Here is a 24,028-nt window from a genome sequence, read left to right as displayed (position 1 = left end):
CAGGCCGGTCAGGCCGGTCAGGCCGAGCGTTGAGCAGGCCGAGCAGGTCGAGCAGGGTCGGCCGCCCGGCCCGGCCGCCCCCACGACATCACCGCCGCCCGCCGCGACCGCATCCTGGCCCACCCGCATGCGGCCGGCCCCGGCGCCCTGGCCGGCCCGGGCTTCCTCGGCCTGGACGACGCCGGGGACGATCCGGTGGTCGTCACCGGCTTCCCGGCCACCCGCACCCACCGGCCCGCATCCGCCCAGGCAGAGGCCAACCGGGTCCTGGCCGCCGGACGCGTCCACGTCGAACGCGGCTGTGCCCACCGACCTCGCCACCGCCACTCGACGCGTTGGCAACGTGAGGGATCTAGCGGATCCTCACCAAGCCCCGTACCGGTCCCGCCCGCGCCACCCACCGGCTGCGCGCGCTGCTCGTCCGGACGAACATCGAGGCCACTGCCGACCATCGACCTCTACCGCAGGCAGTAGCCCACGAGCAGCACACGCCCCTGAACCAGCGTCACCGGAGCAGCGTCACCGGGCCGGGATCGGCTGCGTAAGGTTGACCGGGTTGCCGTCGGGGTCCTGGATGTGGGCGACGCGCTGTCCCCACGGCATGTCGTTGGGGCCGGAGCGGACCGAGCCGCCCAGCGCCTCTACCCGGCCGAGCGTCTCGTCGACGTCATCGACACCGATGCTGAGCAGGATCCGCGACGCCGCCGAAGTCCCCGCGTCCGCCTTCGCCACCAGCCCGAGGTCGGTGTCACCGATACGCAAACCGAGGTAGAAGGCCGGGCCTTCCGCCGGGACCCGGAAGACCTCCTCAGCGCCGAACAATTGCGTATAGAAGCCGACCAGAACGTCCTGGTCGGCAGTCATGATCACTGGCTGAACCCGGATGCACCGGTTGATGCCTGCTGAGCGTGGGACGCGGAAACAAAGAGATGCCTTGTGACCTGCGAGGATGGGACTTCTCTAGGGTTCCATCCGGCAAGTACAGCAAGGCATCTCTCACGTGCAATCCTCCCATGCCCCCGCAGCGGTCCTGGCGGCGTTCGATGACCCGACCCTGGTCGCCTACGGCAGTCTGGAGCCGCTGGTACGCCTGGCCGAGCGGTGCGGTCTGCCCGGCCTGGTCGGTGTCCATGAGCACCGCCGGGCTGTCCGTCTCCCAGGTTCCGCACTCCTGCTGCCCGCTCGCTGGGTCTGCGAGGACATCCTCGGCAGCCGCGAACAGGTCTGCCTCAGAATCGGCGGCGACCCAAGGGAGGAGGCCCGATATTCAGGGCAGTAACAGCTGCGAGCAGGCTCGTCGGCCTGGACAAGGGCTTGTGCGCTTTCCTCGCCTACGCGAGCCGGCGTGCGAGCACCTGGCCCCGCAGCGCTTTGCCTTAACGCCTGCGTCAAGGCTTATCTTCGTGGAAGCCGCTGCCACACACCCGTGGCAGTTGCTCCCTCGCAGAACGGAACAAACAATCATGCCCACTGCTGATCTCGGTGACCGTGCAGCGCTGGTCGAGCACGACCAGCGCTTCTTCAACGCGCTGGTCTCCGCCGACACCGCCTGCCTGGGCGAACTGCTGGCAGACGACTTCATCCTGGTCAGCATCGAGGACGGTTCGGTCGTCCCCCGATTCGCCCTGCTCGCTGCGGTCTCGTCCGGAACCGTCACATTTCCCGCCGTCGAGTCCTTCCCCGAGGAGGCTGTTGTCCGTCGCCACGGCGACGTTGGCATCGTGGTTGGGCGGACCAACATGAACTTCGCCAACTCTGATGGCACCACCTTCACCGCCGGAAGCCGCTACACCCACGTCTTCACAGCGGACTCTGCTGCAGGATGGCGCCTGGTCTCTGCCCAAGGCACCCGGATCACGTCCGCCGACGCGTGAAAGTGCAGCGGAGGTGGCCTGGCCGAACCTCGGCTGCGAGGGCAGGGCGGCGCCGCCGCAATCCGGCTATGACCGCAGACATGAATGACCTAACCGGCCCTATGCCTGCTCGGGCTTTGTCGCCGGTCCACGGGGACCTGCCAACAGGCCGAGCACGTGGGTGATCCGCTTGCGCGCCTCCGAATCGGCAATGACTCCGTCCGAGTCAGCCATCCTGTGGTCCACCGGAATTTTCGCGCACGCCTCCTCCACGATGTACGCGCCGGTGTAGCCGAGCACCGTCCGCAGCGTGGCCTCCGCACCCAGGCCACGGCCAGGAGCAGCCGCGTTCACCCAGGCCACGGGCTTGTCGCAGATCTCAGTACCGCCGACCGTCCAGTCCAGCAGGTTCTTGAACGAGCCCGGCAAAGTGCCTGCGTACTCCGGGGTGCAGATCAAGACCGCAGTTGCCTCGGCGATCGCCGCGCGCAACTCGGCCACCGAAGGCGGCAGCGGATCGGTGTCATCATCGGGATTGAAGTGCGGAAGCCTCCCCAGGCCGTCATAGAAGGCCGTGCGCAGATGCGACGGCGCCACGGCCTGTGCCGTGCGCAGCACAGTCTCGTTGGAGGAACCAGCACGCAGGCTTCCGGATAGCAAGAGAATCACAGGCGGCGTAGACATTCACCCAACCTACCGACCCGATGCCGTGAACCGAGCAAACAGCGAGTTCATGATTCGCCATGGACGTGGTCTGAACCCGGACGCACCGGTTGATCATGCCTGCTGAGCGTGGAACCCGGAAACAAAGAGATGCCTTGTGACCTGCGAGGATGGGACTCCCCTAGGGTTCCATCCGGCAAGTACAGCAAGGCATCTCTCGTGCAATCCTCCCATGCCCCCGCAGCGGTCCTGGCGGCGTTCGATGACCCGACCCTGGTCGCCTACGGCGGCCTGGAGCCGCTGCTGCGCCTGGCCGATCGGTGCGGGCTGCCCGGCCTGGTCGGCGAGCGAGTGCGTCTGCCCGTCACCGCCGACGGGGTGGGCGCGTTCCCGGCCGCGAAGGTGATGGCCCTGGTCGCGGGGATGGCGGCGGGTGCGGACAGCATCTCGGACATGGGCCGGTTGCGCCACGGGGCAATGGACCGCGTCTTCGGCGGCGTGCGCGCGCCCTCAACCCTCGGCTCGTTCCTGCGCGCGTTCACCCACGGACACGTGAAGCAACTGCACGCTGTCGGCCGCCGACTGCTGCCCCAACTCGCGTCCCACACCCCGTTGCTGCCCGGCGCGGCAACGGTGGCCTACCTGGACATCGACGACACGATCCGCCGCACCTACGGCTATGCCAAGCAGGGCGCGGGCTACGGGTACTCCAAGGTCAAGGGCCTGAACGCGCTCCTGGCCGTGCTCTCCACCCCACTCGCGGCCCCCGTCATCGCCGCCACCCGCCTGCGCAAAGGAGCCAGTGGTTCGGTGCGCGGGGCCGCCTCGTTCGTCGCCGAGGCCCTGCGCACCGTCCGCGCCAGCGGCGCGACCGGCCTGCTGGTGCTGCGGGCAGACTCCGCGTTCTACGCCAGCGAGGTCATCGCCGCCTGCCGCGCGCTGGGCGCCCGGTTCTCGGTCACCGCCCGGATGAACGCCTCGATCAAGAAGGCGATCACCGGCATCGACGAGGACGCGTGGACGGCGATCCGCTACCCGAAGGCGCTCTGGGACACCGAGGGGCAGTGCTGGGTCTCGGACGCGGAGATCGCCGAGGTCCGCGACTACACCGCGTTCACGTCCAAGCCGAAGAAGCAGCAGGTCACCGCCCGCCTGCTCGTGCGCCGGGTCAAGCGCCTCAACGCTGACGCCCAAGTCCAGGGCCAGGGCGAGCTGTTCAGTACCTACCGCTACCACTGCGCGTTCACCGACTCGCCCCTGTCGCTGGTCGACGCCGAAAGAGATCACCGCCGACACGCCATCGTGGAACAGGTGATCGCGGACCTGAAAAGCGGGCCGCTGGCCCACCTGCCCTCGGGCGACTTCCAGGCCAACGCCGCCTGGCTCGCCCTGGCCGCGATCACCCACAACCTGATGCGCGCCCTGGGCACCCTGGCCTCCACCTTCCACGCCAGAGCCACCACCGCCACACTGCGCGACCAGCTCATACGTGTGCCGGCCCGGATCGCACGCGGAGCACGACGGCTGACGCTCCACCTGCCCGTGAACTGGCCCTGGGCCGACGCCTGGTCGCAGATGTTCGCGGTGCTGCACGCGCCTCCACACCGCTGACGACCCATCCGAACCGCCCGCAAGGGCCCGAGACCTGTGGACATGTGGAAAAGCTGGGCAGACCAGCGGCTACCCCACACCCTCCTGCAACCGCCGGGCCAGCAACCGGCCACAAGACCCCGAAACGATCACTCGGAAATCAGACCGGTGCATCCGGGCTCAGTCACAGTCGCGCGGGGAGCCTTCTTGAGGGTCCGTCATGACCATGGCCGCTGTCACAAACAGTTCTCAGAAGTACCCCGAACGCACCTTTGAGTGAGAACGGTTTCTGCGAACCGAACCGGGGCTTCGCGGCCTGCGCGCGACCCTTTCTGATCTTGCTCCGGGAAAGGACCGTTTGTGAGAGCTGGCGCTCTCACAGCACAGCATGATCGCCGTCTCTCTCACCGGTGAAGTCCTTGGACGGCCGGGGAACCTTCGGCGCGATGCGCAATCCTGTCCGCCCCCGTCGTCGTCCTTGTCCAGCTCCGGCGCGGGCTGGACAAGGACGAGACCGACGCCGAGTGAACCGAGGCCGTCAGTCAACGGCACCAGAGCCGTGTCGTCAGCGTTGGCCGGAACGGTCGCACCGGCTCACGTGCGTCTAGGGGAACGGGATGAAGTGCCAGCGTTGGTGGGCGCGGCCTCGGGGCAGCATGCCGATTCGGGGCTCCGTGTCGCGGTCCATGATCGTGAGTACCGAGTCGGGCTTCTCCGTATGGAAGAGGTATCCATCGTCGGCCTGCCAGGTCGACACATCGCTGCGTCCCACGCCCCACATGTGCAGGGAGTCGTGTTCGGTTTCCCATTCCGTCTCAACCTGCAGGGCGAAGTGGCCCATGCTGGCCGCCTTCATGCGGCTGACGAGGTAGTTGTTGGGGGGACGATATTCCAGGTGGCTGGTGTCGAAGTACCAGCCCTGGAAGGCGTTGCCCGAGGGGGGCTTGGGGGTCTCCAGCCGTACGACCGGTGGTTCCGTGGTGCTGTACTCGATGGTTCCTCCTCCTGGGCCCAGTGATTGGGTGGAACTGGTCCCGCCGGGATTGGCGGCCAGACACAGCATCGCGTCCCTGTTCAGGAGGTAGAACTCTCCCTCGGGAAATCCGTTGGCCATACTCACCTTCCACTTCCTATGCGCTGGGATGGAACAGCGAAGAGGGCACGTCCGATCGAGCCGCCCGGCAACACGGGTCCCCGGCATGCAAACAACGGGATGCCATGACGGACGGGACCTTCCTGCGGAAGCTCCCGCCTGGACGGTACGACGCCCCGACACGCGATTCCCGCCGAAAGATCGAAAAGGAGCAGGATGGACGGCGGCCTGGGACAATGCCTCGCGGCAATCACGTCCAACTGTCGAGAAAGCGCCTGCCCTGGTGCGCCGGCCGGCTGAGCAGGCTCGTCCGCCCGCATCGTTCGGCACCGACCGCGCCACCAGAGAGCCCGGGATGCTTCGGCGTCCCGGGCAACGTCGTCTTCACGCGGGAATTGCAGCTGCCTCATCCTTCGGGACACGGGGGCCGAGCGCCGCCGCCCGGAGGGTCAGGTCCAGATCGAGGTGGCTGTTCATGTCCAGCTCGAAGCGGCCGTACGGATTCACGTGCGTCCAGAACAGCGGGGACAGCGCCCTCCGGTCCACATCGGTCAACCTGTCCGCCCACTTCGGATCGGCCAGGACCTCCTGCAGCAGCAGCGTGTTGACGTGCACCAACGCGGACTGGAGCAGGTGCAGCGCGAGCATGCTGACCTCCTGGGACTCCACATCCGCGCCAGCCAGGTCGCCGTCCTTGCCGTAGAAGAGGTCCTTGTTCGCTGAGTTCCAGTTCTCCACGACCTGGAGCCCTTCATGGATCTCGCGCCGCATCTCGACGTCCGCGAGGTAGCCGCACACGAACGAGGTCCGTACCGCCCGCCCGAGTTCCTCGATGGCCTGGTACGTCGGGTGTTTGGGACCGCCCCGGGTGAAGCAGCGCAGGACCTGCTCGGCCTCGGCGGTGCCCAGGCGCAGGGCGGTGGTGTACTTCACGATCCGGTCGTGCTGCTGGGAGATCAGCTCCCAGTTGATCGTCTTGGTGGACAGCACCGGCGCGAGGTGGGGCCAGTTCTCGTCCTGCCCGGCCGCCGGCCGGTAGAGCTTCGCGGAGCCGATGTTCTTCAGCCGGGGCATCAGCTTGAAGTCGAGCATGTGGGCGAAGGCGAAGCCGACAATGGAAGCGCCGTGGGTATCGGTGTATTGCCGGTCCACCTCCATGTCGGTGCAGTGCCGCAGCACGCCCTCGATCATTGAGGCGACCTCGGAGGCCGAACAGCTCTTGAGCTGGGAGTAGATGCAGACCGACTTCCGCTCCACATGCCAATAGATCATCACCCCGGGGCCGCGGTAGCGCTGGTGCCACTCGGTCATCAGGTTCGAGGACCAGGCGCCGAACTTGCGGCTATCGGAGGCACACGCGGTGCCGGCGCCCCACAACATCTCGTCCCGGACGGCGAAGGTGGCGTTCACCAGCTTGCGCAGGGCGCCGCGCATGTTGGCCCGGTTGACAAACAGGTGCCGCACCCGCCGCAGGGTCGCCTCGGACTCGCCGTGCTTGCCGGTCACCGCGACCAGCTTGATGCCCATGTTCGTGCCCAGCCCGAACAGCACCAGCAGCAGGCGGCGCCGCAGCACGTCCTTGGACAGGTTCTCCCTGGTGGCCACCGAGGTGAACTCGGCGATGAAGTCGGTGTCGAACTCGGCGTACTTCAAAATGATCAGGAGGTCGATGGTGCCCCAGCGCCGCTCGATCTCGCCCTTGATGGCGACCAGGGAATCCGGCTCCTCCTGCTTCACCCGCGGGCATCGCCCTGGACACCGGCGACCCCGCCGCAGCCATCCGCTCGTACGCGCCGCGGGGTGTCGACCGGATCATCGAGGTCGCGCTGTCCGACAACGCCGATCTCGACAACGCCGTCGCCGCCAACAACGCTGTCATCGCCGCCTATGCCACCCGCGCGGACCGCACTGAGATCCCTTTCTGGCCTCTGCTGTTCAACAACGTCACCCTGCGGCTGCTCGGCAGCAACGACTTCCCCGCTGAGGCCAAGCGCCAGGCCGCCCGCGACCTCAGCTCCGCCGCCGCCGGCGCCCTTACTGTCGCCGTCGGCGACTGTTACCCGCTGGACGACATCGCCAAGGCCCACGATCACGTCGACGCTGGCAGTGGCCACGGCCGCATCCTGGTCACCATCCCCTGCTAGCGCGGGTCGTAGTCCATGAGCACGAGACGGTCCCGTTCCAGCCACGACTCGAAGCCGACGTGCTGCCCGGTCGTCGCCGCCCAGCGCCCATCCGGTGGCCACCGAAACGGCCGTACAGGACGAGCGTCCTCGAACCTGACCGACACGCAGTCCAACAACAGCCGTCGTCGACCCTCGCGCCTGCCCTCCACGCATCACACCACGGCGTACGGCACGGCTCTGTTGGCCTCAGCCGATACCGGCATACGGCACCCCCAGCCTGCTCACCCCGCACGACTGGATTCACCGTCAGAGAAGTCAAAACGGCTGGCTTCGATGTCAAACGACTCGATCGGATGACAAAGGACAGGTGAGTTCTGGGGTCTGGCACAGATCTTGGGTGTTCCGTCTCAGTGAATCGTGACCGTTCTCATCGATTCCTAATGCTGTTTGTCAAGCCGCAAGGGCCGTCGGCGGCGTGAGTTCGTAGCACCGTCCGTCGCGCAGGAGGGCCCAGAGAACGTTGACGCGGCGACGTGCGAGAGCGAGGACGGCCTGGGCGTGGCGCTTGCCCTCGGCTCGTTTGCGGTCGTAGAACCGGCGGGACTCCTCGCACGTTCGGATGCTGAACAAGGTGGAGGTGTAGAAGACGCGTTGGAGGCGGCGGTTGTATCGCTGGGGGCGCCGCAGGTTGCCGCTGATCTTTCCGGAGTCCCGCGGTGCCGGCGCGACGCCGCCGAAGCCGGCGAGCCGGTCGGGAGTGCCGAAGACGGCCATGTCGCCGCCGGTGGCGGCCAGGAACTCGGCACCGAGGATGACACCCAGGCCGGGCATGCTGGTGATCACTGCGAACTGGTGGTGCTCGCGAAACCTGACCTCGATGAGCTTGTCGATCTCTGCGACCTGCTGGTTGAGACCCATCACCTCCGACGCCAGCGTGTGCACCATCCGGGCCGTCAGCCTCTCGCCCGGCAGGCTGGTGTGCTGGCGCTCGGCAGCCTCGACGGCTTCCTCGGCCAGCTGGTCGGCGCGGTAGACCTTGCGGTTACGCAGCCATGTTTCCAGCCTCTTGCGACCGATCCGGCGGAGTGCCGCCGGCGTCTGGTAGCCGGTCAGCAAGACGAGCGGCCCGGTGTTGGTGAGGTCGAGCACGCGCTCCAGGCCGGGAAAGATGCCGGTGAGCTGGGCGCCGAGCCGGTTGACGGTGCGGGTGCGGTCGGCGACCAGGTCCATGCGACGCCCGGTGAGGATCTTCAGATCGATGGCGGTCTCGTCACCAGCTCGTAAGGGGTGCAGGTCGCGGCGGATGCGGGCCTGGTCGGCGATGACGGCTGCGTCCTTGGCGTCGGTCTTGCCCTCGCCGCGGTAGCCCTCGGAGGCGCGGTGGATCGCCCTGCCGGAGAGGTAAAGCACCGGTTGGTCGTGGTTGAGGAGTATCGCGATGGCAAGCGCGGCTCCGCCGTCGGCCAGGTCGATGCCCCAGGTCACCTCGTCGCCCAGGGCCAGGACGTCGGCGAGCAGTTCGAGGAGTTCGGGTTCGTCGTTGACGACGCGTCGGGACAGCAGCCGATGGCCGCTCCCGTCGATCGCGACGCAGTGGTGATGGGCCTTGCCTGCGTCGATGCCGGCCCAGATCGCTGCCAGTGGTGCCTCCGTGCGGTGGGTGCTGATGCCTCCCGACGGACGACTTCGCTGTCGATTCCCTACGGAGCGATCATTCGCAATTCCTAATTGGCAGCCGAGTCGTCGTGGGACGTCGGGCGGCCAATCGAAGTGGAAGCCGCCACTCTTGGCTGTGATCCGCACAGATGCCTGTTCGAAACGGTGCTCTCGTTCCTGAGCCGCAAGGTTCGCTGGGCCGTCAGGAAGGCCGACGTGCACTGCTCGTTCTTCTTCATGCGCGCCAGCGGTGAACAACTAGCCCACCTCGCAGGCCGTCAGGAAGGCCGACGTGCACTGCTCGTTCTTCTTCATGCGCGCCAGCGGTGAACAACTAGCCCACCTCGCCGACCTGTACAACACCGGTGCACTCCATCCGGTCACCGACACCGTGTTCGCATTTGCCGAGACACCTCAGGCGATGGCGCCAAACTGGTCATCAGCCGCCCACCTACCCAGCAAGCAAGTCGGCCAGATCCTCACCCGACAGGACAGGCGTAACTTCTGCCGCAGGGGCGTCAGCGCGGGTCGATTGCTGCTTCGGCTGCTGCTTTGATCCGGGAGCCGTATTTGTCGGCGTCCTTGCGAGCAGCGGCGAGCGCGAGGCCGACGAGGAGCTTGCCCACCCCGTGGCCTTCCAGGACGTTGAAGATGCGGACCCGGGTTCGGCCGCCGGGCAGCGGCTCCAGATCGTAGCCGCCTTCGCGTGCCGTCACGTTGTTCTTCGACACCTCAGCCCACCGGATTTTCACCGGGGCTTCGAGGGCGGTGATGCGGAATTCTCTGGCGGTCTTCATTCCGGCGTCCTTGACGGTGCTCCGAAACATCGTGCCCTCGGCGGTCAGGGTGTCGGGGAACCGTTCGATCTTGAGCACACGGGGGCTGAACTGCGGATCGTTGCGTCCGTCGGCGAGGTAGGCGAAAACCCTTTCGATGGACCTGTCGACCTCGACCGTCGCTTCGAATTGTCCTGACATGACACTCCTGATCGGTCGACTCGGAGCTCGTCCGGCCGTCTCCTTTGGTAGACGGCCGCCGTACTGCGAGGCTGTGTGGCACGTGCCCCGCGCACGCGCGGAGCAGGGTGTCGTAGCGGCAGTGTGATCCTATGCAGTCACCGGGTATCTCGCGCGGTGATCAGCGCGGCCGCGAGTGAGCGGCCGTGCGAGGACAGGAAGCCGCCCTTATACGTGGGTGCGGCCTGGTCTCGGAGTGGCAGGTGGCCAGCGTGGCGTCGAGGTCCAGGACGCAGTACCTGCGCGCCGATGTCGGGGCCACTTCCGCAGCGAAGAACTACGCCAAAAGATGCCTTCCCGCGCGACCGGGGGTGGTCCGCCGGGTCAAGGCCCTGGCCCCCGCCTGCTCCTACACCCATACGAATGTTGCGAACTGGACCGTCAGGGCGCTGATCCCCCGTACTCGGACCCGGCCTGTCTTGCCATTGCGCTGGGCAAATGCCTGGTGCGGCAGGTCTCCATCGCCGAGGTGGGCATGAGCGCGATGCCCGCGCCGGACCCCGAAGTCGGCTTGGATTTCCCCCGATACCCATGCCTCCGCCCGGTGAGCCACCGCCGAGCACGGGAGCACCGTGGACCGCCGAACCTTCGTTCACAGCAGGCCGTTCGCGATCGGCGCGTTCGCGACCCCGACCCGCTGGCTCGCCAACCCCGCCGACCCCGGCCCCGCCGCCCGGATCAGCCGCCGCCCGACGAACGTCACGTCGGCCGCGCCGACCTGACCGACCTGCGGGAAGCCGCAGAGGAAGCCCGCCGAATGTGCCCTCACCGCACCGGGCGAGCAGCCCCGGGCCGCTGCGCGCCGACTGATGAACATGATCTGGATCAGCCTCGACACCGGAACCCTCAGCTCGCCAGGTGTCGCCCTCACTCGCCAGCTGAAGCGCTCAGGCACAGAAGGTGTGACTGAGCGCTTCAGCTGGCCCCAGGACAGGTAGAGCCCTCAGCTCGCGAGCCTCTGCCCAGCGTCCAGCGGCGCATCCATATCCGGAAGGTGGAACTTTGCGGAGACTGCGGCCTGGGAGGGCGTATGTGGGCTGACCTGCGACAGTTCAGGGCCAGGTGGGCCGGGCGTCCTGACGTTGGCCGATCGCCCCCTCCTAAGGTCTTGCCCCGCGCCCGTCGGCGCCGGCCTGGCAACCGTCCAGGCCGGCGGATGGGGCGAGGTCACGCGGGGACGCCGAGCGGCGGTTGCTCGAGCACGCGGGGCTTGTACTCGACCAGCTGGATGCGGCCGTCGAAGGTGCGGTGCTCGATCATCTCGAGGGCAACGTCCGGATAGCCGTCGTAGATGCGTTCTTCGCCCGTGGCCCCGGTGATCACCGGGAACATCACGACCCGGAAGCGGTCGACGAGTCCGGCTCGTAGCAGGGACCGGCACAGGCTGAGGCTGCCGATCGTGCTGAGGAGCCCCGAGCCACTCGACTTCATGGCGCGGACCGCCTCGACAGCGTCGTCGCGGACGAGCGTGGAGTTGGCCCAGGTCAGTGGCTCCTCGAGGGAGGAGGAGAACACCACCTTGGACGCTTGGGTGAGCTCGTCGACGGACGCCTCTTCTTCAGGCCTGAACTCGTCTTGGCCCTTCGGGACCTCGCCTGCGGCGAAGCCCGACATCAGGCGGTAGGTGTTCGCTCCCATCAGGTGGGTGGCCTCGGGCTGCTCGCCGAGCCATGCGAGGTACTCCGGGCCCTCGAGGCCCCAGAACCCGGGCCATCCCTCTCCCGACGCATAGCCGTCGAGGGAGGTGATGAAATCGACGAGAAGCTCCGACATGGTGGTGTCCTTTCATGGGGTGTCACGAGCTTGGACTGCCCGGGAGCAACAAACTCATCGGCCGCGCTGTCGCGTAACGAGGAAACGGCCCGGGCCACCTCCTGATGGACGCGGGCTGCGGAACCAGCGGCATCGGCCTGTGGCTGGCCCGCGCCCTCGCCCTGCGCCTGCGCCTGCGCCTGCGCCTGCGCCTGCAAGGCTTCGACCTGTCCCCCATCGCCGTCGCCCAGGCCACCGGCCACCGCCACCACTTCGGCATGTCCGCCGACCGCGCCACCTTCCGCGTCGCTGAACTGGAGGACACCGGCCTGCCCGACTCCATCACCCGCGGCATCGTGTGCGTGGACGCCCTCGGAGGAGCCACTGATCGGGGCGCGGCGGTGCGCGAGCTCGGCCGCGTCCTGGCCCCCGGTGGCCGGCTGGTCCTGACCCCGGCCACACGGCCCGGCAAGAACCCCGTCTGGCAAGAACAGCCCCGCGCCGCCGGCCTCACGGTGGAGCACCTCGACGAGCGCCCGGCCGAGCCCGCAGTGTGGGACCGGCTCTACCGGCTGTGAATCGCCCACGCCGACGAGCTGCGCCACGAGCTGGACGAAGCCCCGGCGGGGAACATGCGGCGTGAGCCGCACCATGTGCTGCCCACGCTGCCCGGCCGCTTCCCCGGCGACGGGCCTGTGCCCGATGAGGGGACCTCGAGTTGAGTCGGCACCGTTCCGCCCGCGCGGCGGTGTTCTCGGCCGGGTCCTGGGGTACCGCCGTTGCCAAGATCCTGGCCGACGCCGGCACCAGCGTCATCGTGCACGCCCGCCGGAACGAGATCGCCGACGCGATCAACACGGTGCACCGCAACCCGGGCTACTTCCCGGATGTCGAGCTGCCCGCCTCCCTGACGGCCACGACCGACCCGGCCGTCGCGCTGGACGGCGCGGACTACCTCGTGCTGTCCATCCCCGCACAGTCCCTGCGGAGCAACCTCGCCGCGTGGGCGCCGCACATCGGTCCCGACACCGTGATCGTGTCGCTAATGAAGGGCATCGAGGTGGGCAGTGGGGAGCGGGCGAGTCAGGTCATCACTGAGGTGACCGGCGTGAGCGCGGACCGGGTCGCGGTGTTGTCGGGCCCGAACCTGGCGCGCGAGATCATGGACGGCCATCCCGCCGCCGCCACCATCGCCTGCACCGGCGAGGGCGCCGCCCGCCGCTTCCAGCAGGCGTGCCACACCCCCTATTTCCGGCCCTACGCCAGCACCGACGTGATCGGCTGCGAGCTGGGCGGTGCGGTGAAGAACGTCATCCTCGACGAGGCCGCCGCCGCGCTGATGCAGCGGCCCCCCAAACCCGAGCGCTGACCCCCGGCGCCCCAGATCACGGGGCCGCTCACCCATCACTTTCACCTCCCACCCGGAGGCTCCCGCCCATGCACGTGTCCGTGCTGTCCGCTGCCCAGATCGCCGTCACCGCCGCCCTGGCGGCGTGGATGATCACCGGCTTCACCCGCCTGCCCGCTGCGCCTTCTCCGGCGCACTGAGCGCGGTGTCCCGGATCTCGAACGCGCCGCTGGGCCCACGTCCGTGGCGCACGCTCAGGAGAGGGCTGGGCCGTGGCTGCGGGTCCTGCCCCTGGGTGTCGTTCGCCGTCGACGCGTTCGGCACGTCCAGACCCCTGCCGAGACCTACCCCGTGCAGCTCTCCCGTGCCCGACCCGGTGGCGGAGGTGCCGTGATCGACCGATGTGATGTTGGCCTGGACCGCGTTCTCGGTGGCGTCCGAGGGGTGGCCGGAGGTCATGACGCCCTCGTAGAACAGGCCGGCCGCGCCGATGCTGAGGTCACCGCCGATGCCGAGGGTGATGGCACCCTGCTTCTTCATCGGGTGTAGCCCGCGACGTCGGGACCTGGTTTCGGCACCTCTGTAGTGACGGTCATGACCGGCGGCCCCCACGGCCACCGGTCATGACCTGGCAGTGGGTCCTCAGACGACGATGCGGTCGAGGTTGGGTGCCCCGGCGGAGGGGTTGGAGAACTTGATGGTGTTGTTTCCGGCCTTGAGCTGGACGGTGACGTCCTTGGTGACCACGGTGTTGTAGTCGGGTGTCGCGGGGAAACTGACGGTCTGGTTCACACCGTTGACGGTCACGACCGCGGAGCGGGACTGGCCGACACTCATGAAGGAGACGCTCATCGTGTAGCTACCCGCAGCCGCCTCTGCGACGTTGTTGAACGTCGCGGTGCCACCGCTGCCCAGGTAGCTGAGCTTCTTCCCACCCGAGCAGTGCGCACAGCTGGTGATCGTCGTCCCACCGGCCAGAACCGACGCCTCTGCCTCGTACGACTTGTTCCCACCGGTCGGCGGGTCAGTGGGCGGGTCGGTCGGCGGGTCGGTGGGCGGCGTGCCGCCGTTCATGCTGGAGCCGAGGGTGTCCAGAGCCTTTTGGACCAGGGCCTGGGCGTTGGCGTTGAGGTTGGCGTTGGTGCCGTTGACGACCCAGGACGGACCCGAGAACATCGCCAGGGTCACGCCGTTGTCGACGCCACCGGTGGTGCCGCTGCTGGGTATGCCGAGCAGCTGGGCTGCCTTGACGGACGCCTCGCCGAGTTCGCGGGAGTCGTTGTCGGAGGTGTCCTGGCCGTTGGCGGTCTGGGTGTCGCCGAAGATCGAGCCGATGACCTTGCCGTTGTAGAACATCAGCGCGAACTGACGCCCTGACATGCCGTGTTCCTTGAAGTAGAAGTGCGGGCAGGGGGTCTTGCGGTCCCAGCAGTCGTCGCCGAGGACGTAGAAGGGGACCTTGTGGGCGCCCAGCGCCTGGCCGTTGCTGTCCTCCCAGGTCGTCTCGCCCTGGTGGTCGGGGTCGGGGTCGGGGTCACTGCCGTCGGTGTCGATGGCCATGCCGGAGCTGTAGGTGTAGATACCCGGCGCGACCTGGAAGACGTTCACGTCGGCGTGGGTCATGGTGTTGATGTGGGGCTTGGTGTTGACCTTGTTGGCGGCCGTCGAGTTCTGCTGGATGCCGGCCAGCACCTGGGCGGCGGTGTAGGAGGTCGCGGCCGGTGCGGCCTTGACCGTTGCGGATGTCGTGGCGGCGTCGGCATGGCCGACGACAAGGGGGATGGTGAGCGCGGTGGCTGCGGCGGCTGCCACAACGAGGCGCGTACGGATCGATGACATAGGGGTGTGGGACCTCCATTGTGTGGTGGCAAAGCCTCTTGACGAGTCAGAGCAAGTGCGACTCTCGTCGCGCAGTTGCCTCGCCTCATCAATCGGCCATGCCAGATCGATACTTCCGAGGGACAACCGACTCGTGATCTTGAGCGGAATCGGTCCTCGCATGGATCCTGTGCCGGCCGCGGTGGTGATCCTGGCTCCGGCTCCCGTTGAGCTGTCAGACGACGATGCGGTCGAGGTTGGGTGCCCCGGCGGAGGGGTTGGAGAACTTGATGGTGTTGTTTCCGGCCTTGAGCTGGACGGTGACGTCCTTGGTGACCACGGTGTTGTAGTCGGGTGTCGCGGGGAAACTGACGGTCTGGTTCACACCGTTGACGGTCACGACCGCGGAGCGGGACTGGCCGACACTCATGAAGGAGACGCTCATCGTGTAGCTACCCGCAGCCGCCTCTGCGACGTTGTTGAACGTCGCGGTGCCACCGCTGCCCAGGTAGCTGAGCTTCTTCCCACCCGAGCAGTGCGCACAGCTGGTGATCGTCGTCCCACCGGCCAGAACCGACGCCTCTGCCTCGTACGACTTGTTCCCACCGGTCGGCGGGTCAGTCGGCGGGTCAGTCGGCGGGTCGGTCGGCGGGTCGGTCGGCGGCGTACCGCCACCGGTGATCTTGTTGAAGATCCGGGAGTAGGCGTAGCCGCTGGCCTTGTCGTAACTGTGGACTTCCCAGAAGGACAGTTCCTGGACGCCGTTGGTGGCAGCGAAGGCTTCCAGCGTGGCGGCGTCGGCCTGGGTGAAGTTCTCGTTGTCGTCGTTCTTGCCGGCGATGGGGGTGAGGCCCATACGTCCGTATGCCTGTGCGGTGGTGATGCCGTAGAGGCTTGCGAGTTGTGCGGCGGTGCCCTTGGCTGCGGACAGGGAGTCGTTGAGGGCGTTCTCGCCGTCGCCGAAGTCCATGGTCATGATGTTGACGAGGTTGATCTTGACGCCCTTGCTCTTGGCGTCCTTGAGGAGGTTGAGGGTGTCGGATTCGAGGCCGGAGGGGTCCACGGCCAGGGTGTAGTCGACCTCGATGTTGGGGTTTTGGGTTTGGAGAGCGGCCAGGGCCTGGTTGCGGCGGGCGTTGACCGCGGTGTTGCCCAGGGTGCTGCCTTCGATGTCGAAGTCGAGGCGGGTGATGCCGTAAGTGCTGGCGACGTTGGCGTAGGCGGCGGTCAGTGAGGAGACCGAGGTGCAGGTCTGCGCCAGTTCCCCGCCCTCGGCGCCGCCGAAGGAGATGATGACGTTGCCGCCGGCCGCCTTGAGGTCGTTGACCTGGGAGGTGAAGGCGCCCAGTGCGCTGTTGCCGGCCTCCCACTGCGGAGTACAACCGGACTTGGGAATCAGGAAGGCCAGGGTGTAGTTCTTCAGCCCGGTGGCCCTCATGTCTGCTGCGATGTCGCCGGCTGTGTCGCCGGCGAGCTCCAGGTAGGGCGCGGCGTAGTGGGCCGGGAACGTGTTCATTGCCTGGGGGCTGGCGTTGGCGGTCGCGTTGATGCCCATCGCCACCGCTGCCACCGGCAGCGCGGTGGCGATAAGCCCCTTGGTGAGTCGTGACCATGTCACGGATGTCCTCCAGGTGAGGTCGGGACGGGGCATCCCCCAAGGGGGTCGGGCTCCCGGTCGGTGTCGCGGGACCGGAACGTGTGCGGAGCGGATGCTCCGAGAGAGCCGATGGAGCACGGTGTCCCAGCGAGGGGAGCTGCGATATCTGGTGCCTCGACGGAACCGTTGGGCTTGCGGACGTAGCTCGGGAGGACGCCTTCAGCTGAGTCGAGCTGACGAGTGGGTAAGAAACGGCGCGGGGCCGGGTGTAGTGGAGTTGACCCCGCGGCGCGCAGTCAATCCCTCCCGGGCAGCGCCCGTCAAGCAGTTGGGAAGGAAACTTTCCTAATAATTAACCCCCACTGCGCCCCAGAGGTGGACCAGGGCGGAGGAGCAACTGCCTTCATGGGCGTTTCGACGCCTCGCCGAGGCACTCGGCCTCCCGCCCTCGCATCACCATCGGCGGGCGCCCGGCATTCCGCCGTGGAACCGCCGACGGAATCCCCGCATCCACGGCCGAGGCGGTTGCTTTGGAGAAAAGGTGTTCATGTGGATGAATCGTGTTCAACCTCTTGACTACCGCAGGGCCTGGGAAGACTCTGGGCGAGATACCAGTTAGGAAAGTTTTCTTACCATCCATCAGGCGCTCGCGTTTGCGCGGTCGATCGGCACGTGGCACGGGCTGCTCCACCCTGCTTCAGCCGCCGGAACACGGCGGGACCCACCTCGACACGTCGATCCCGCAGCTGTCGATACGGCCCGCCCGCGCGCCCGGCACCGCGTCCAGCCGTGCGGTGCCCGACCCCTACGTCCGCCCCTCGCGTTGGGACACCCCCATGCCATCGAACAGAAGACGCCGACTGGCATTCGGCGGAACCCTGGCCCTGTTGGCCGCCGGCGTCGCGGCGGCCGGCTGGACCGGCGTCGCTGCCGGCACCGCCGGTGCATCCGCCGCGCCCCCCGGCGTCACCCCCGTGCCCGTGCAGCGGGCACTCGACCTGTCGGCTGCCAACCGCCGCGCCCCGCTGCCGGGCATGCCCGACTGGAGCAAGGCCGGTTACCTCGGCGGCCAGCCACTACCCGGCGCTTCCGAGATCAACCCGTCGACGTCCTGCCAGATCACACCGTCCCAACTGGCTTCCGGCTACGGTGTGGTGCCGAGTGACAGCAAGGATGATACGAACGGCATCCAGGCCGCGATCGACAAGCTGAAGAGCACGTGTTCGCCGACCGGCTCGTACACCAAGCTGTCGCTGATCTCGTTCCCGGCCGGCGTCCTCAACGTCTCCCACGAGATCGCAGTGGACGCCAACTACACCATCCTGCGGGGCGCCGGCAGCGATCCGACGACCGGTACGTCCTTCGAGTACCGGCCGGATGCCAACACTCTGTACGACACCCTCACCCCGGACGGCACTGACTCCGACGGCGACAACATGACCTCGGGCGACGGCAAGATGGGCTGGGCGTGGCCCGGCACCGGCCTGTTCCGGGTCAGTTCCCGTACGGTCGATCCCTCCTACCAGGCGGAGTACAACGCCGCGCCGGCGAACCGCAAGGAGATCTTCCTAGGCTCCATCAACCAGCAATGGAAGGCCGGCGCCAAACTGCGGGCCAAGCCGGGCGAGACCACGTTCGCCGCTCGGCAGGGCGACACGGTCGTCTACCTGGCGACCAGCGCCAAAATGACCGGTTTCAAGGTCGGCGGCTTCGTGAATATGATGGCCGCCAACTCACAGAAGTTCTACCAGTCGATGGACGCGGTCAGCACGACCTTCCCCGAAGAGAACCTGCAGATGCGGCAGCAGATCTTCACGATCAGCGCGGTCGACGCCACCAACCACACGGTCACGGTCGACAAGCCGCTCGAGTACGACATGCCGATCGACTCCACCTCCGACGGCTCGGCACCGATAGACGGTGCGGTCTACGCCAGCAAGGCATCGCCGCTGGTCGAGCCGGTCGTCGGAGTCGGCCTGGAGAACTTCTACATGACCCAGCCGATGTCGAACCTCAACCAGGCCGCCTCGGTCCAGAACTACGGCAACATGGACCCGCACGCCGAGATGAACGGCATCGTTCTCAAGTGGGCGGTGAACGACTGGGTCCGGGGGGTCCGGACCTACATGACCGGCTCGCACCCGATCGTCACCGAAGAGGCCAAGAACCTGCAGATCCAGGACAACTTCCTGGACGGTTCATGGAACAAGGGCGCCGGCGGCCGGGGCTACTTCCGCGGCTCACGGGTCTGGGACTCGCTCTACGCCAACAACGTCACCCGCAACCTGCGGCACTTCACGTTCCAGTGGTCGGCGTCGGACAACGTGGCAATCGGCAACGACATCGACTCCGACTTCAACCTGCACGGCGGGTACGAGCGCCGGAACCTGATCGAGCTCAACACGCAGGCCGTGCCGTACGACCACCGCGCCGGCAACTGCCAGTCCAACTGCGGTGACGACGGCGGCGCCAACACGACACCCGACACCTCGAACTGGTACCCGATCTACTGGACCGCAGGTCAGAAGGGCGTCAAGTGGTCGGGTGCAACCGGACCGCAGAACGTCTTCTTCGACAACACGATGACCAAGCAGTTGTCCACCGGCGGTCCGTACCAGCCGTACTACCCGCTGAAGAACACGATCTACCAGTTCGGCGTGGCCGGCCCGTCCGGCGGCGCCTACCACCCGCTCGACGTGGGCGGCACGCCGATCGCCGACTGGGCGAAGAACGAGCAGAAGGACTACACCGGCGGCCACGGCGTCGACGCGTCCCGGACCGACACCGGTCAGTCGCTCTTCCTCAAGACGGTGGGCCCGGTGATCCCACCCACGGGCACGCCCACCCCGACCCCGACGGACACGCCCACGCCCACGGATACTCCGACCGCGACGCCGACGACCACCCCTTCCCCCGGCAAGTCCTACGAGGCGGAGAAGGCGACCCTGGGCACCGGCACCACGGTCACCAACTGTGCACACTGCTCCGGCGGTAAGAAGATCAGCTTCCTGGGCAGCAGCACCTACTCGGTGACCGCACCCGCCACCGGCACCTACCCGATGACCATCTACTTCATGAGCGTCGGCAGCATCCACACCGCGACCGTGACCGCCAACGGCGCCACCCAGACAGTGAACTTCCCGGCAACGCCGGACTACAACACCGTCGTCACCCTGAGGGTCCAGGTACCCCTGAAGGCCGGCACCAACTCCATCGCCATCACCAACGCGGCGGGCACCGGCCCCAACCTGGACCGCATCGTCATCTGATCCGCGGACCCCCCCAGGGTCACCCGCGACCTGGGACCGTTTCCGAGGCGTGCGGCTGGTGCCGACGGCGGCTCCGACAGCGTGACGCTGAGGGCGGCGGTCGCAACGCATGAGCGGGCAGGACGACGAGATCGCGTTGGCCTGCCGGCCAGGCGTGCGGGCTCCGTGCAGGGGAGGCACCGCGATGAGGACTCCCCCAATGACCGGGTTCCTACCCGCGCCAACCGGCGCGGTCGGCCAGGTCGCCGGTGTTGGCGACCTGGCCGGTGGAGCCCATATCGGTACCGGTACTGCCCGACGGTCATCCCGGCGTGGCGGAGAGCAGGACCGCAACGAAACAAGGCGCCTTATCGTACGGTCGTTGGGAGCGCGGCGTCAGCCGAGCTGCCCGGTCGGCCGCATGGTGATGTGGTTGATGTCCACGCCCGCGGGCTGGTTGACGGCGAAGACGATCGTGTCCGCGATCTGCTCGGCGGTCATCGTCGGCGTCGCCTCGGGGGTGCCGCCGCGCTCGTCCCAGAACGGGGTGTCCACCACTCCGGGGGCGACGACGGTCACGCCGACTCCGTCCTTGCCGACCAGCAGCCGGGTGTTCTCGGCCAGTGCGTGCGCGGCCCACTTGGTGACCGAGTACAGGTTGCCTGGCGTGTTGCGTACCCCGGCGACCGAACCGATGATCACGATCCGGCCCTTGGACTCCCTGAGGTGCGGCAGGGTCTCCCGCACCAGCAGGGCCGGGCCCAGGACGTTGGTGAGGACCATGGCGCGCATGTCCTCGGGGGCGTGGCTCTCCAGGTTGCCGGGCAGTGAGAACCCGGCGTTGGCGATGACGTTGTCCAGTCGGCCCCACGCGTCCACAACGCGGCGCACGGCGGAGGCGACGTCGTGGGCGTCGCTGGTGTCTCCGGTGATCGTCAGCAGCCGCTCTCCCGCTGCGGCCGAAGCGGCGAAGGTGGTCAGCTTGTCCGCGTCACGTCCGGTGACGGCCACGCGGTGGCCCTGCTTGAGCAAGGCGCGGGCGGTGGCGGCACCGATTCCGCTCGAGCCACCGGTGATCAGCGTGACGGGTTCCATGGGACGGCCTCCTCGGCGATATGGTCATCGGGGCGCCGCCAGGGTCTGGATGCCGATGAACGCGAGGTGGCGTGTGAGGTCGGCCGACTCCGGCTCGCCGGTTCCCCGAAACGCCTGCAGTATACCCAGCGATCTTCCTGCCGAGCCGGTACGCCATCGCTGACCGGCCACGATGCCGTACGAAGTGGCCGAACCCGCGCTGCCGGCCCTCATGTTGGGCCCTGCGCGGCGCGGAGGGCCCAAGCTGCGCTCACGCTCCCGGTCCGGCAGGCATGACGGAGAGGAGTACGCGAGGGACCAGGGGTTGGCTGTGATCATGTCTCGCGTGTTCTTCGCGGAGTCTCGAGGTGCCGTTCCCTCATCTGGCCGGTCTCGTGATGGAGTTGGTGGATCGGGCTGCGGCCGGAGTTGTCACGTTGCATGCGCGGGCCCGCTCGGCGGGTGCGTACTGTCCCCATTTCGGTGTGCCTCGGACCGGGTGCGCCCGTCAGGGCCCGACGACGTTGATCGTATGATTGATCGAGGTCACCGGCGCGATTACCTTTTTCATACCGAGCAGCCGGGAGTCGGTGCTCCCCGTGTTCCAGCACCATTCGAATGCCTGGTCCGGAGCTGGGGTGAAGAATTCGCCACCCCAGCTCAGACTTCTGTCCTGATTCTCCGCGAAAAAGAAGTACTTCGCCCCGTTGACCGGGCCGGAACGCACCTTCAAATCTGTGTGCGGAGTGACCATGAACCATCCGGTCTTCGACCACTGGTCACCCTTTGACGCGCAGTCGCTGTCCGAATAAGCGTAAGCGAACCAAACAGTCGTCGACGTGCTGTTCTGGAAGTAGAGTCCCACGGTCATCCCTCCTGCGGTGTGGGGTCGTCACCGCGGCCGTCGTCGTCGGCGTGGTCGCTCTCCACGCCGGGACGGTGGTCCTCACCGCTGGAGACTTCCGTAGTCCGATCCATCGGGACCGCCGCGTCCGTCCGGTCCGGACCGCGTGATCGCTGGTGTTCGGCAGCCTCGTCCGCAGTCCAGGCCCGCGACAATTTCTCTGCCATATGCGACACCCTTCCATCTCTTGATAGGCCGAGAGATGCTCAAGTCGCCATTCTGCAGGAGTTCCGTTGATAGCGTTCCGCATCGCTTCGGTTGAGGCTGCTGGGAACGGGCGTGTTGTCGGTTGATTCTGTTTCACCAGAACCGAAGCGCCCGCCGGGCTCGCCGCTCCACCAGCGTTGTGGGCGCATCTCCCATATCCAAACTAGCTTCAACGCATTCGCGTCGCATCTGGACGCGTGATCAGGGGAGATCCGACCCCGATTACAGGACGTCAAGTCGCCAATCCCAAGAAGTGCGAGCGGGGCCTTGGAACGTGCCACGCGGTGCTCGTGCGCGATCTGGAGAGGCGGCGTTAGCGGTCACTGCAGCGGTCGATCTCCGGGGTCCAGAGGACCTCCCCGTCCTCGCCTTCGACGAACAGTGCCTCGTGGCGCTCGGCACCAGAGCGTTTTGAGAATTCGTGCGCCTGGGATGTCGAGAACGGGCGGCCGGCTCCGTCCCGGGGGCACGAGCGGCCTCGAGCCGGCCGCTCCACGACCTCGACGAAGGAGCGATCACCATGCAGCCGACCGAGATCACCGGGATCCTGAACCGCCCGATCAGCCAGGAGCTGCTGGCTCGCGACCTGACCCGGCTGGCCTATGTCGCCACGGACGGCACCCCGCGCAGTATCCCGATCGCGTTCACCTGGAACGGCTCGCAGATCGTCCTGTGCACCACGAAGAACGCCCCGAAACTGCCCGCACTGCGCAAGAACCCGATCGTTGCCCTGACCATCGACACCGAGGTCCACCCGCCGAAGATCCTGCTCCTCCGCGGGCGGGCCGAGCTGGACGTCGTCGACGGCATCCCGGAGGAGTATCTCCAGATGAACGGCAGTTACGCGATGACACCCGAGCAGCGCACCGAGTGGGAGGCCGAGGTCCGCTCGCTGTACGACGGCATGGTCCGCATCGTCATCACCCCGACCTGGGCGAAACTCATCGACTTCGAAACCACCCTGCCCACCGCCGTCGAGGAGCTGATTCGGCAGCGCGCCGAACGTCAGTGCGCCTGAAATCACCGCGAGCCAAACAGAATCGCTGCTTGAGGCCACCGCCTTCGAAAACAGCGTGGCAGCTCTGCGGTACGAGATCAGGAAATGGGCCGAGACTCCGCTCGATCGAAGAATCCGAACGCCTGCGAAGCTGCTCGTTTCGAGCAGCGGCCGGCGGCCGCTCTTCCGCTACCGGCCATCGGCCCTCACGTCGGGCTCCGCACATCGCGGCTCCGCACCGACACGGGCACAATCCCGATTCCAACTCGACCGGACAGGCCCTAACGTGGCGGAAATGACGGACCAACTGACACCCATGCCCGATGACTGGCAGCGCGCACTGGCCATCGTCGCCCACCCTGACGACCTGGAGTACGGAGCCGCCGCGGCGATCGCCCAGTGGACCGCGGCGGGACGAGAGATCACCTATCTGCTGGTCACCCGCGGCGAAGCCGGGATCGACGGCCTCGAGCCGAAGGAGTCGGCCCGAATCCGCGAGGCCGAACAGCGGGCCAGCGCAGCCGTGGTCGGTGTCACGGCGGTGGAATTCCTCGACCACCCCGACGGCGTCATCCAGGACGGCGTCGAACTGCGCCGCGACCTGGCCGCGGCGGTCCGCAGGCACCGGCCCGAGCTGCTCATCACGCTCAACCACCACGACACATGGGGCGGCACGGCCTGGAACTCCCCCGACCACCGAATCGTCGGCCGCGCCACACTCGACGCGGCGGGTGACGCGGGCAACCGCTGGATCTTCCCCGACCTGCCGGACGCGCCGTGGGACGGCGTACGGTGGGTGGCCGTGGCCGGGTCCCCCCAGGCCACGCACGCGGTGGAGGCCACACCTTCGGGAGCGGAGCGGGCGGTGGCTTCGCTGGCGAAGCACCGGGCGTACATCACGGCGCTCTCCGACCAGTCCCCGAAGGACTACGCCCAGTCCTTCCTCCAGGGCATGCTCGACATGGCCGCCGCACGCTTCGGGGGCGTCCCAGCGGTGACGTTCCAGGTCTACCCCCGATACTGAACTTGATTGAGTGATGCCGGGGACCGTTGCAGGGTGGTGGGAGGCTCAGCCCACGTCTTCCC

22 protein-coding genes and 2 pseudogenes are annotated in these 24,028 nt (G+C 67.4%); 10 read left to right on the top strand and 14 right to left on the bottom strand.

What is annotated here, in order from left to right; all coding sequences use genetic code 11:
* Positions 1-519: 519 nt before the first annotated feature.
* Together LNW72_RS40165 and LNW72_RS40160 are read right to left on the bottom strand one after the other, a co-directional pair.
* On the bottom strand, positions 520-864 hold the full coding sequence (locus tag LNW72_RS40165) for a VOC family protein (RefSeq protein WP_250973509.1): 345 nt from the start codon (positions 862-864) through the stop codon (positions 520-522).
* Positions 809-1,222 (bottom strand): immunity 21 family protein, encoded by a 414-nt coding sequence (locus LNW72_RS40160; RefSeq protein ID WP_250979967.1) that lies wholly within the window; start codon positions 1,220-1,222, stop codon positions 809-811. The genes LNW72_RS40165 and LNW72_RS40160 overlap by 56 nt, the downstream gene beginning before the upstream one ends.
* 181 nt (positions 1,223-1,403) lie before the next feature.
* On the opposite strand from LNW72_RS40160, the gene LNW72_RS40155 reads away from it, so the two are divergent.
* Complete coding sequence (locus LNW72_RS40155; protein ID WP_250973510.1) at positions 1,404-1,874, top strand: nuclear transport factor 2 family protein; 471 nt, start codon at positions 1,404-1,406, stop codon at positions 1,872-1,874.
* 99 nt (positions 1,875-1,973) lie between these two features.
* Here the strand turns inward: LNW72_RS40155 and LNW72_RS40150 are convergent, their stop codons facing one another.
* Entirely contained in the window at positions 1,974-2,537 is a 564-nt protein-coding gene (locus tag LNW72_RS40150; protein WP_250973511.1) for an NAD(P)H-dependent oxidoreductase, read from the bottom strand.
* Between the two features lie 198 nt (positions 2,538-2,735).
* Between LNW72_RS40150 and LNW72_RS40145 the strand changes: the two genes are divergently transcribed.
* Positions 2,736-4,127: an IS1380 family transposase gene (locus tag LNW72_RS40145; RefSeq protein ID WP_250979956.1), complete on the top strand. Its 1,392-nt coding sequence runs from the start codon at positions 2,736-2,738 to the stop codon at positions 4,125-4,127.
* A 583-nt stretch (positions 4,128-4,710) separates the two neighbouring features.
* Here the strand turns inward: LNW72_RS40145 and LNW72_RS40140 are convergent.
* Both LNW72_RS40140 and LNW72_RS40135 read right to left on the bottom strand, forming a co-directional pair.
* Complete coding sequence (locus LNW72_RS40140; protein ID WP_250979955.1) at positions 4,711-5,226, bottom strand: hypothetical protein; 516 nt, start codon at positions 5,224-5,226, stop codon at positions 4,711-4,713.
* Positions 5,227-5,583: 357 nt separating this feature from the next.
* Complete coding sequence (locus tag LNW72_RS40135) at positions 5,584-6,936, bottom strand: transposase (protein ID WP_250979954.1); 1,353 nt, start codon at positions 6,934-6,936, stop codon at positions 5,584-5,586.
* Positions 6,937-6,944: 8 nt separating this feature from the next.
* On the opposite strand from LNW72_RS40135, the pseudogene LNW72_RS40130 reads away from it, so the two are divergent.
* Positions 6,945-7,343, top strand: a pseudogene (locus tag LNW72_RS40130) (NADPH:quinone reductase); the annotation flags it as partial.
* Positions 7,344-7,775: 432 nt separating this feature from the next.
* Here the strand turns inward: LNW72_RS40130 and LNW72_RS40120 are convergent.
* Entirely contained in the window at positions 7,776-8,966 is a 1,191-nt protein-coding gene (locus LNW72_RS40120) for an IS110 family transposase (RefSeq protein WP_250980485.1), read from the bottom strand.
* 307 nt (positions 8,967-9,273) lie between these two features.
* Here LNW72_RS40120 and LNW72_RS40115 point away from each other — a divergent pair, with 307 nt between their 5' ends.
* The gene (locus LNW72_RS40115) at positions 9,274-9,537 is read left to right on the top strand and encodes a zinc-binding dehydrogenase (protein WP_250979953.1); all 264 of its coding nucleotides are present in this window, start codon (positions 9,274-9,276) and stop codon (positions 9,535-9,537) included.
* Here the strand turns inward: LNW72_RS40115 and LNW72_RS40110 are convergent.
* Positions 9,500-9,958 carry an SRPBCC family protein gene (locus tag LNW72_RS40110; RefSeq protein ID WP_250979952.1) on the bottom strand — a complete coding sequence of 153 codons (459 nt, stop codon included), beginning with the start codon at positions 9,956-9,958 and terminating at the stop codon, positions 9,500-9,502. The two genes, LNW72_RS40115 and LNW72_RS40110, sit on opposite strands and share 38 nt — an antisense overlap.
* Before the next feature lie 611 nt (positions 9,959-10,569).
* Here LNW72_RS40110 and LNW72_RS40105 point away from each other — a divergent pair.
* The gene (locus tag LNW72_RS40105; protein ID WP_250979951.1) at positions 10,570-10,719 is read left to right on the top strand and encodes a hypothetical protein; all 150 of its coding nucleotides are present in this window, start codon (positions 10,570-10,572) and stop codon (positions 10,717-10,719) included.
* Between the two features lie 445 nt (positions 10,720-11,164).
* Here LNW72_RS40105 and LNW72_RS40100 read toward each other — a convergent pair whose 3' ends face one another.
* Positions 11,165-11,770: a dihydrofolate reductase family protein gene (locus tag LNW72_RS40100; RefSeq protein WP_250979950.1), complete on the bottom strand. Its 606-nt coding sequence runs from the start codon at positions 11,768-11,770 to the stop codon at positions 11,165-11,167.
* 104 nt (positions 11,771-11,874) lie between these two features.
* Here LNW72_RS40100 and LNW72_RS40095 point away from each other — a divergent pair, with 104 nt between their 5' ends.
* Positions 11,875-12,327, top strand: coding sequence for a class I SAM-dependent methyltransferase (locus tag LNW72_RS40095; RefSeq protein ID WP_250979949.1), 453 nt, complete (start codon positions 11,875-11,877; stop codon positions 12,325-12,327).
* A gap of 140 nt (positions 12,328-12,467) precedes the next feature.
* Positions 12,468-13,064: pseudogene (locus LNW72_RS40090) on the top strand (2-dehydropantoate 2-reductase N-terminal domain-containing protein); the annotation flags it as partial.
* Between the two features lie 195 nt (positions 13,065-13,259).
* On the opposite strand, the gene LNW72_RS41910 reads toward LNW72_RS40090, so the two are convergent.
* From LNW72_RS41910 to LNW72_RS40075, 3 genes are all read right to left on the bottom strand, one after another.
* On the bottom strand, positions 13,260-13,637 hold the full coding sequence (locus tag LNW72_RS41910) for an arabinofuranosidase catalytic domain-containing protein (RefSeq protein ID WP_374117385.1): 378 nt from the start codon (positions 13,635-13,637) through the stop codon (positions 13,260-13,262).
* 102 nt (positions 13,638-13,739) lie between these two features.
* Positions 13,740-14,909, bottom strand: coding sequence for a glycoside hydrolase family 75 protein (locus LNW72_RS40080; protein WP_250979948.1), 1,170 nt, complete (start codon positions 14,907-14,909; stop codon positions 13,740-13,742).
* A gap of 241 nt (positions 14,910-15,150) precedes the next feature.
* Positions 15,151-16,533 (bottom strand): CBM35 domain-containing protein, encoded by a 1,383-nt coding sequence (locus LNW72_RS40075; protein ID WP_250979947.1) that lies wholly within the window; start codon positions 16,531-16,533, stop codon positions 15,151-15,153.
* Positions 16,534-17,348: 815 nt separating this feature from the next.
* Between LNW72_RS40075 and LNW72_RS40070 the strand changes: the two genes are divergently transcribed.
* Positions 17,349-19,781, top strand: a complete 2,433-nt coding sequence (locus LNW72_RS40070) for a CBM35 domain-containing protein (RefSeq protein WP_250979946.1) — start codon at positions 17,349-17,351, stop codon at positions 19,779-19,781.
* Positions 19,782-20,156: 375 nt separating this feature from the next.
* Here the strand turns inward: LNW72_RS40070 and LNW72_RS40065 are convergent, their stop codons facing one another.
* The 3 genes from LNW72_RS40065 to LNW72_RS40055 form a co-directional block, all read right to left on the bottom strand.
* Positions 20,157-20,855: an SDR family oxidoreductase gene (locus LNW72_RS40065; RefSeq protein ID WP_250979945.1), complete on the bottom strand. Its 699-nt coding sequence runs from the start codon at positions 20,853-20,855 to the stop codon at positions 20,157-20,159.
* A gap of 487 nt (positions 20,856-21,342) precedes the next feature.
* Positions 21,343-21,699 (bottom strand): DUF1036 domain-containing protein, encoded by a 357-nt coding sequence (locus LNW72_RS40060; RefSeq protein WP_250979944.1) that lies wholly within the window; start codon positions 21,697-21,699, stop codon positions 21,343-21,345.
* A gap of 2 nt (positions 21,700-21,701) precedes the next feature.
* Positions 21,702-21,905, bottom strand: coding sequence for a hypothetical protein (locus tag LNW72_RS40055; protein ID WP_250979943.1), 204 nt, complete (start codon positions 21,903-21,905; stop codon positions 21,702-21,704).
* Positions 21,906-22,465: 560 nt separating this feature from the next.
* Between LNW72_RS40055 and LNW72_RS40050 the strand changes: the two genes are divergently transcribed.
* Both LNW72_RS40050 and LNW72_RS40045 read left to right on the top strand, forming a co-directional pair.
* The gene (locus LNW72_RS40050; RefSeq protein ID WP_250979942.1) at positions 22,466-22,963 is read left to right on the top strand and encodes a pyridoxamine 5'-phosphate oxidase family protein; all 498 of its coding nucleotides are present in this window, start codon (positions 22,466-22,468) and stop codon (positions 22,961-22,963) included.
* Between the two features lie 274 nt (positions 22,964-23,237).
* Entirely contained in the window at positions 23,238-23,966 is a 729-nt protein-coding gene (locus LNW72_RS40045; protein ID WP_250979941.1) for a PIG-L deacetylase family protein, read from the top strand.
* Positions 23,967-24,028: the final 62 nt, after the last annotated feature.

This window comes from Streptomyces sp. RKAG293 (assembly GCF_023701745.1).
GTDB lineage: Bacteria > Actinomycetota > Actinomycetes > Streptomycetales > Streptomycetaceae > Actinacidiphila.
Note: the sequence above shows the minus strand (reverse complement) of the source record. Positions and strands in the feature narration are given on the sequence as shown.

Bases quoted from the DNA above. Each gene is read 5' to 3' on its own strand.
- LNW72_RS40165 (WP_250973509.1), bottom strand. From the start codon at position 864: ATGACTGCCGACCAGGACGTTCTGGTCGGCTTCTATACGCAATTGTTC.
- LNW72_RS40150 (WP_250973511.1), bottom strand. From the start codon at position 2,537: ATGTCTACGCCGCCTGTGATTCTCTTGCTATCCGGAAGCCTGCGTGCT.
- LNW72_RS40110 (WP_250979952.1), bottom strand. From the start codon at position 9,958: ATGTCAGGACAATTCGAAGCGACGGTCGAGGTCGACAGGTCCATCGAA.
- LNW72_RS40100 (WP_250979950.1), bottom strand. From the start codon at position 11,770: ATGTCGGAGCTTCTCGTCGATTTCATCACCTCCCTCGACGGCTATGCG.
- LNW72_RS40095 (WP_250979949.1), top strand. From the start codon at position 11,875: ATGGACGCGGGCTGCGGAACCAGCGGCATCGGCCTGTGGCTGGCCCGC.
- LNW72_RS41910 (WP_374117385.1), bottom strand. From the start codon at position 13,637: ATGAAGAAGCAGGGTGCCATCACCCTCGGCATCGGCGGTGACCTCAGC.
- LNW72_RS40070 (WP_250979946.1), top strand. From the start codon at position 17,349: ATGCCATCGAACAGAAGACGCCGACTGGCATTCGGCGGAACCCTGGCC.
- LNW72_RS40065 (WP_250979945.1), bottom strand. From the start codon at position 20,855: ATGGAACCCGTCACGCTGATCACCGGTGGCTCGAGCGGAATCGGTGCC.
- LNW72_RS40055 (WP_250979943.1), bottom strand. From the start codon at position 21,905: ATGGCAGAGAAATTGTCGCGGGCCTGGACTGCGGACGAGGCTGCCGAA.
- LNW72_RS40050 (WP_250979942.1), top strand. From the start codon at position 22,466: ATGCAGCCGACCGAGATCACCGGGATCCTGAACCGCCCGATCAGCCAG.
- LNW72_RS40045 (WP_250979941.1), top strand. From the start codon at position 23,238: ATGACGGACCAACTGACACCCATGCCCGATGACTGGCAGCGCGCACTG.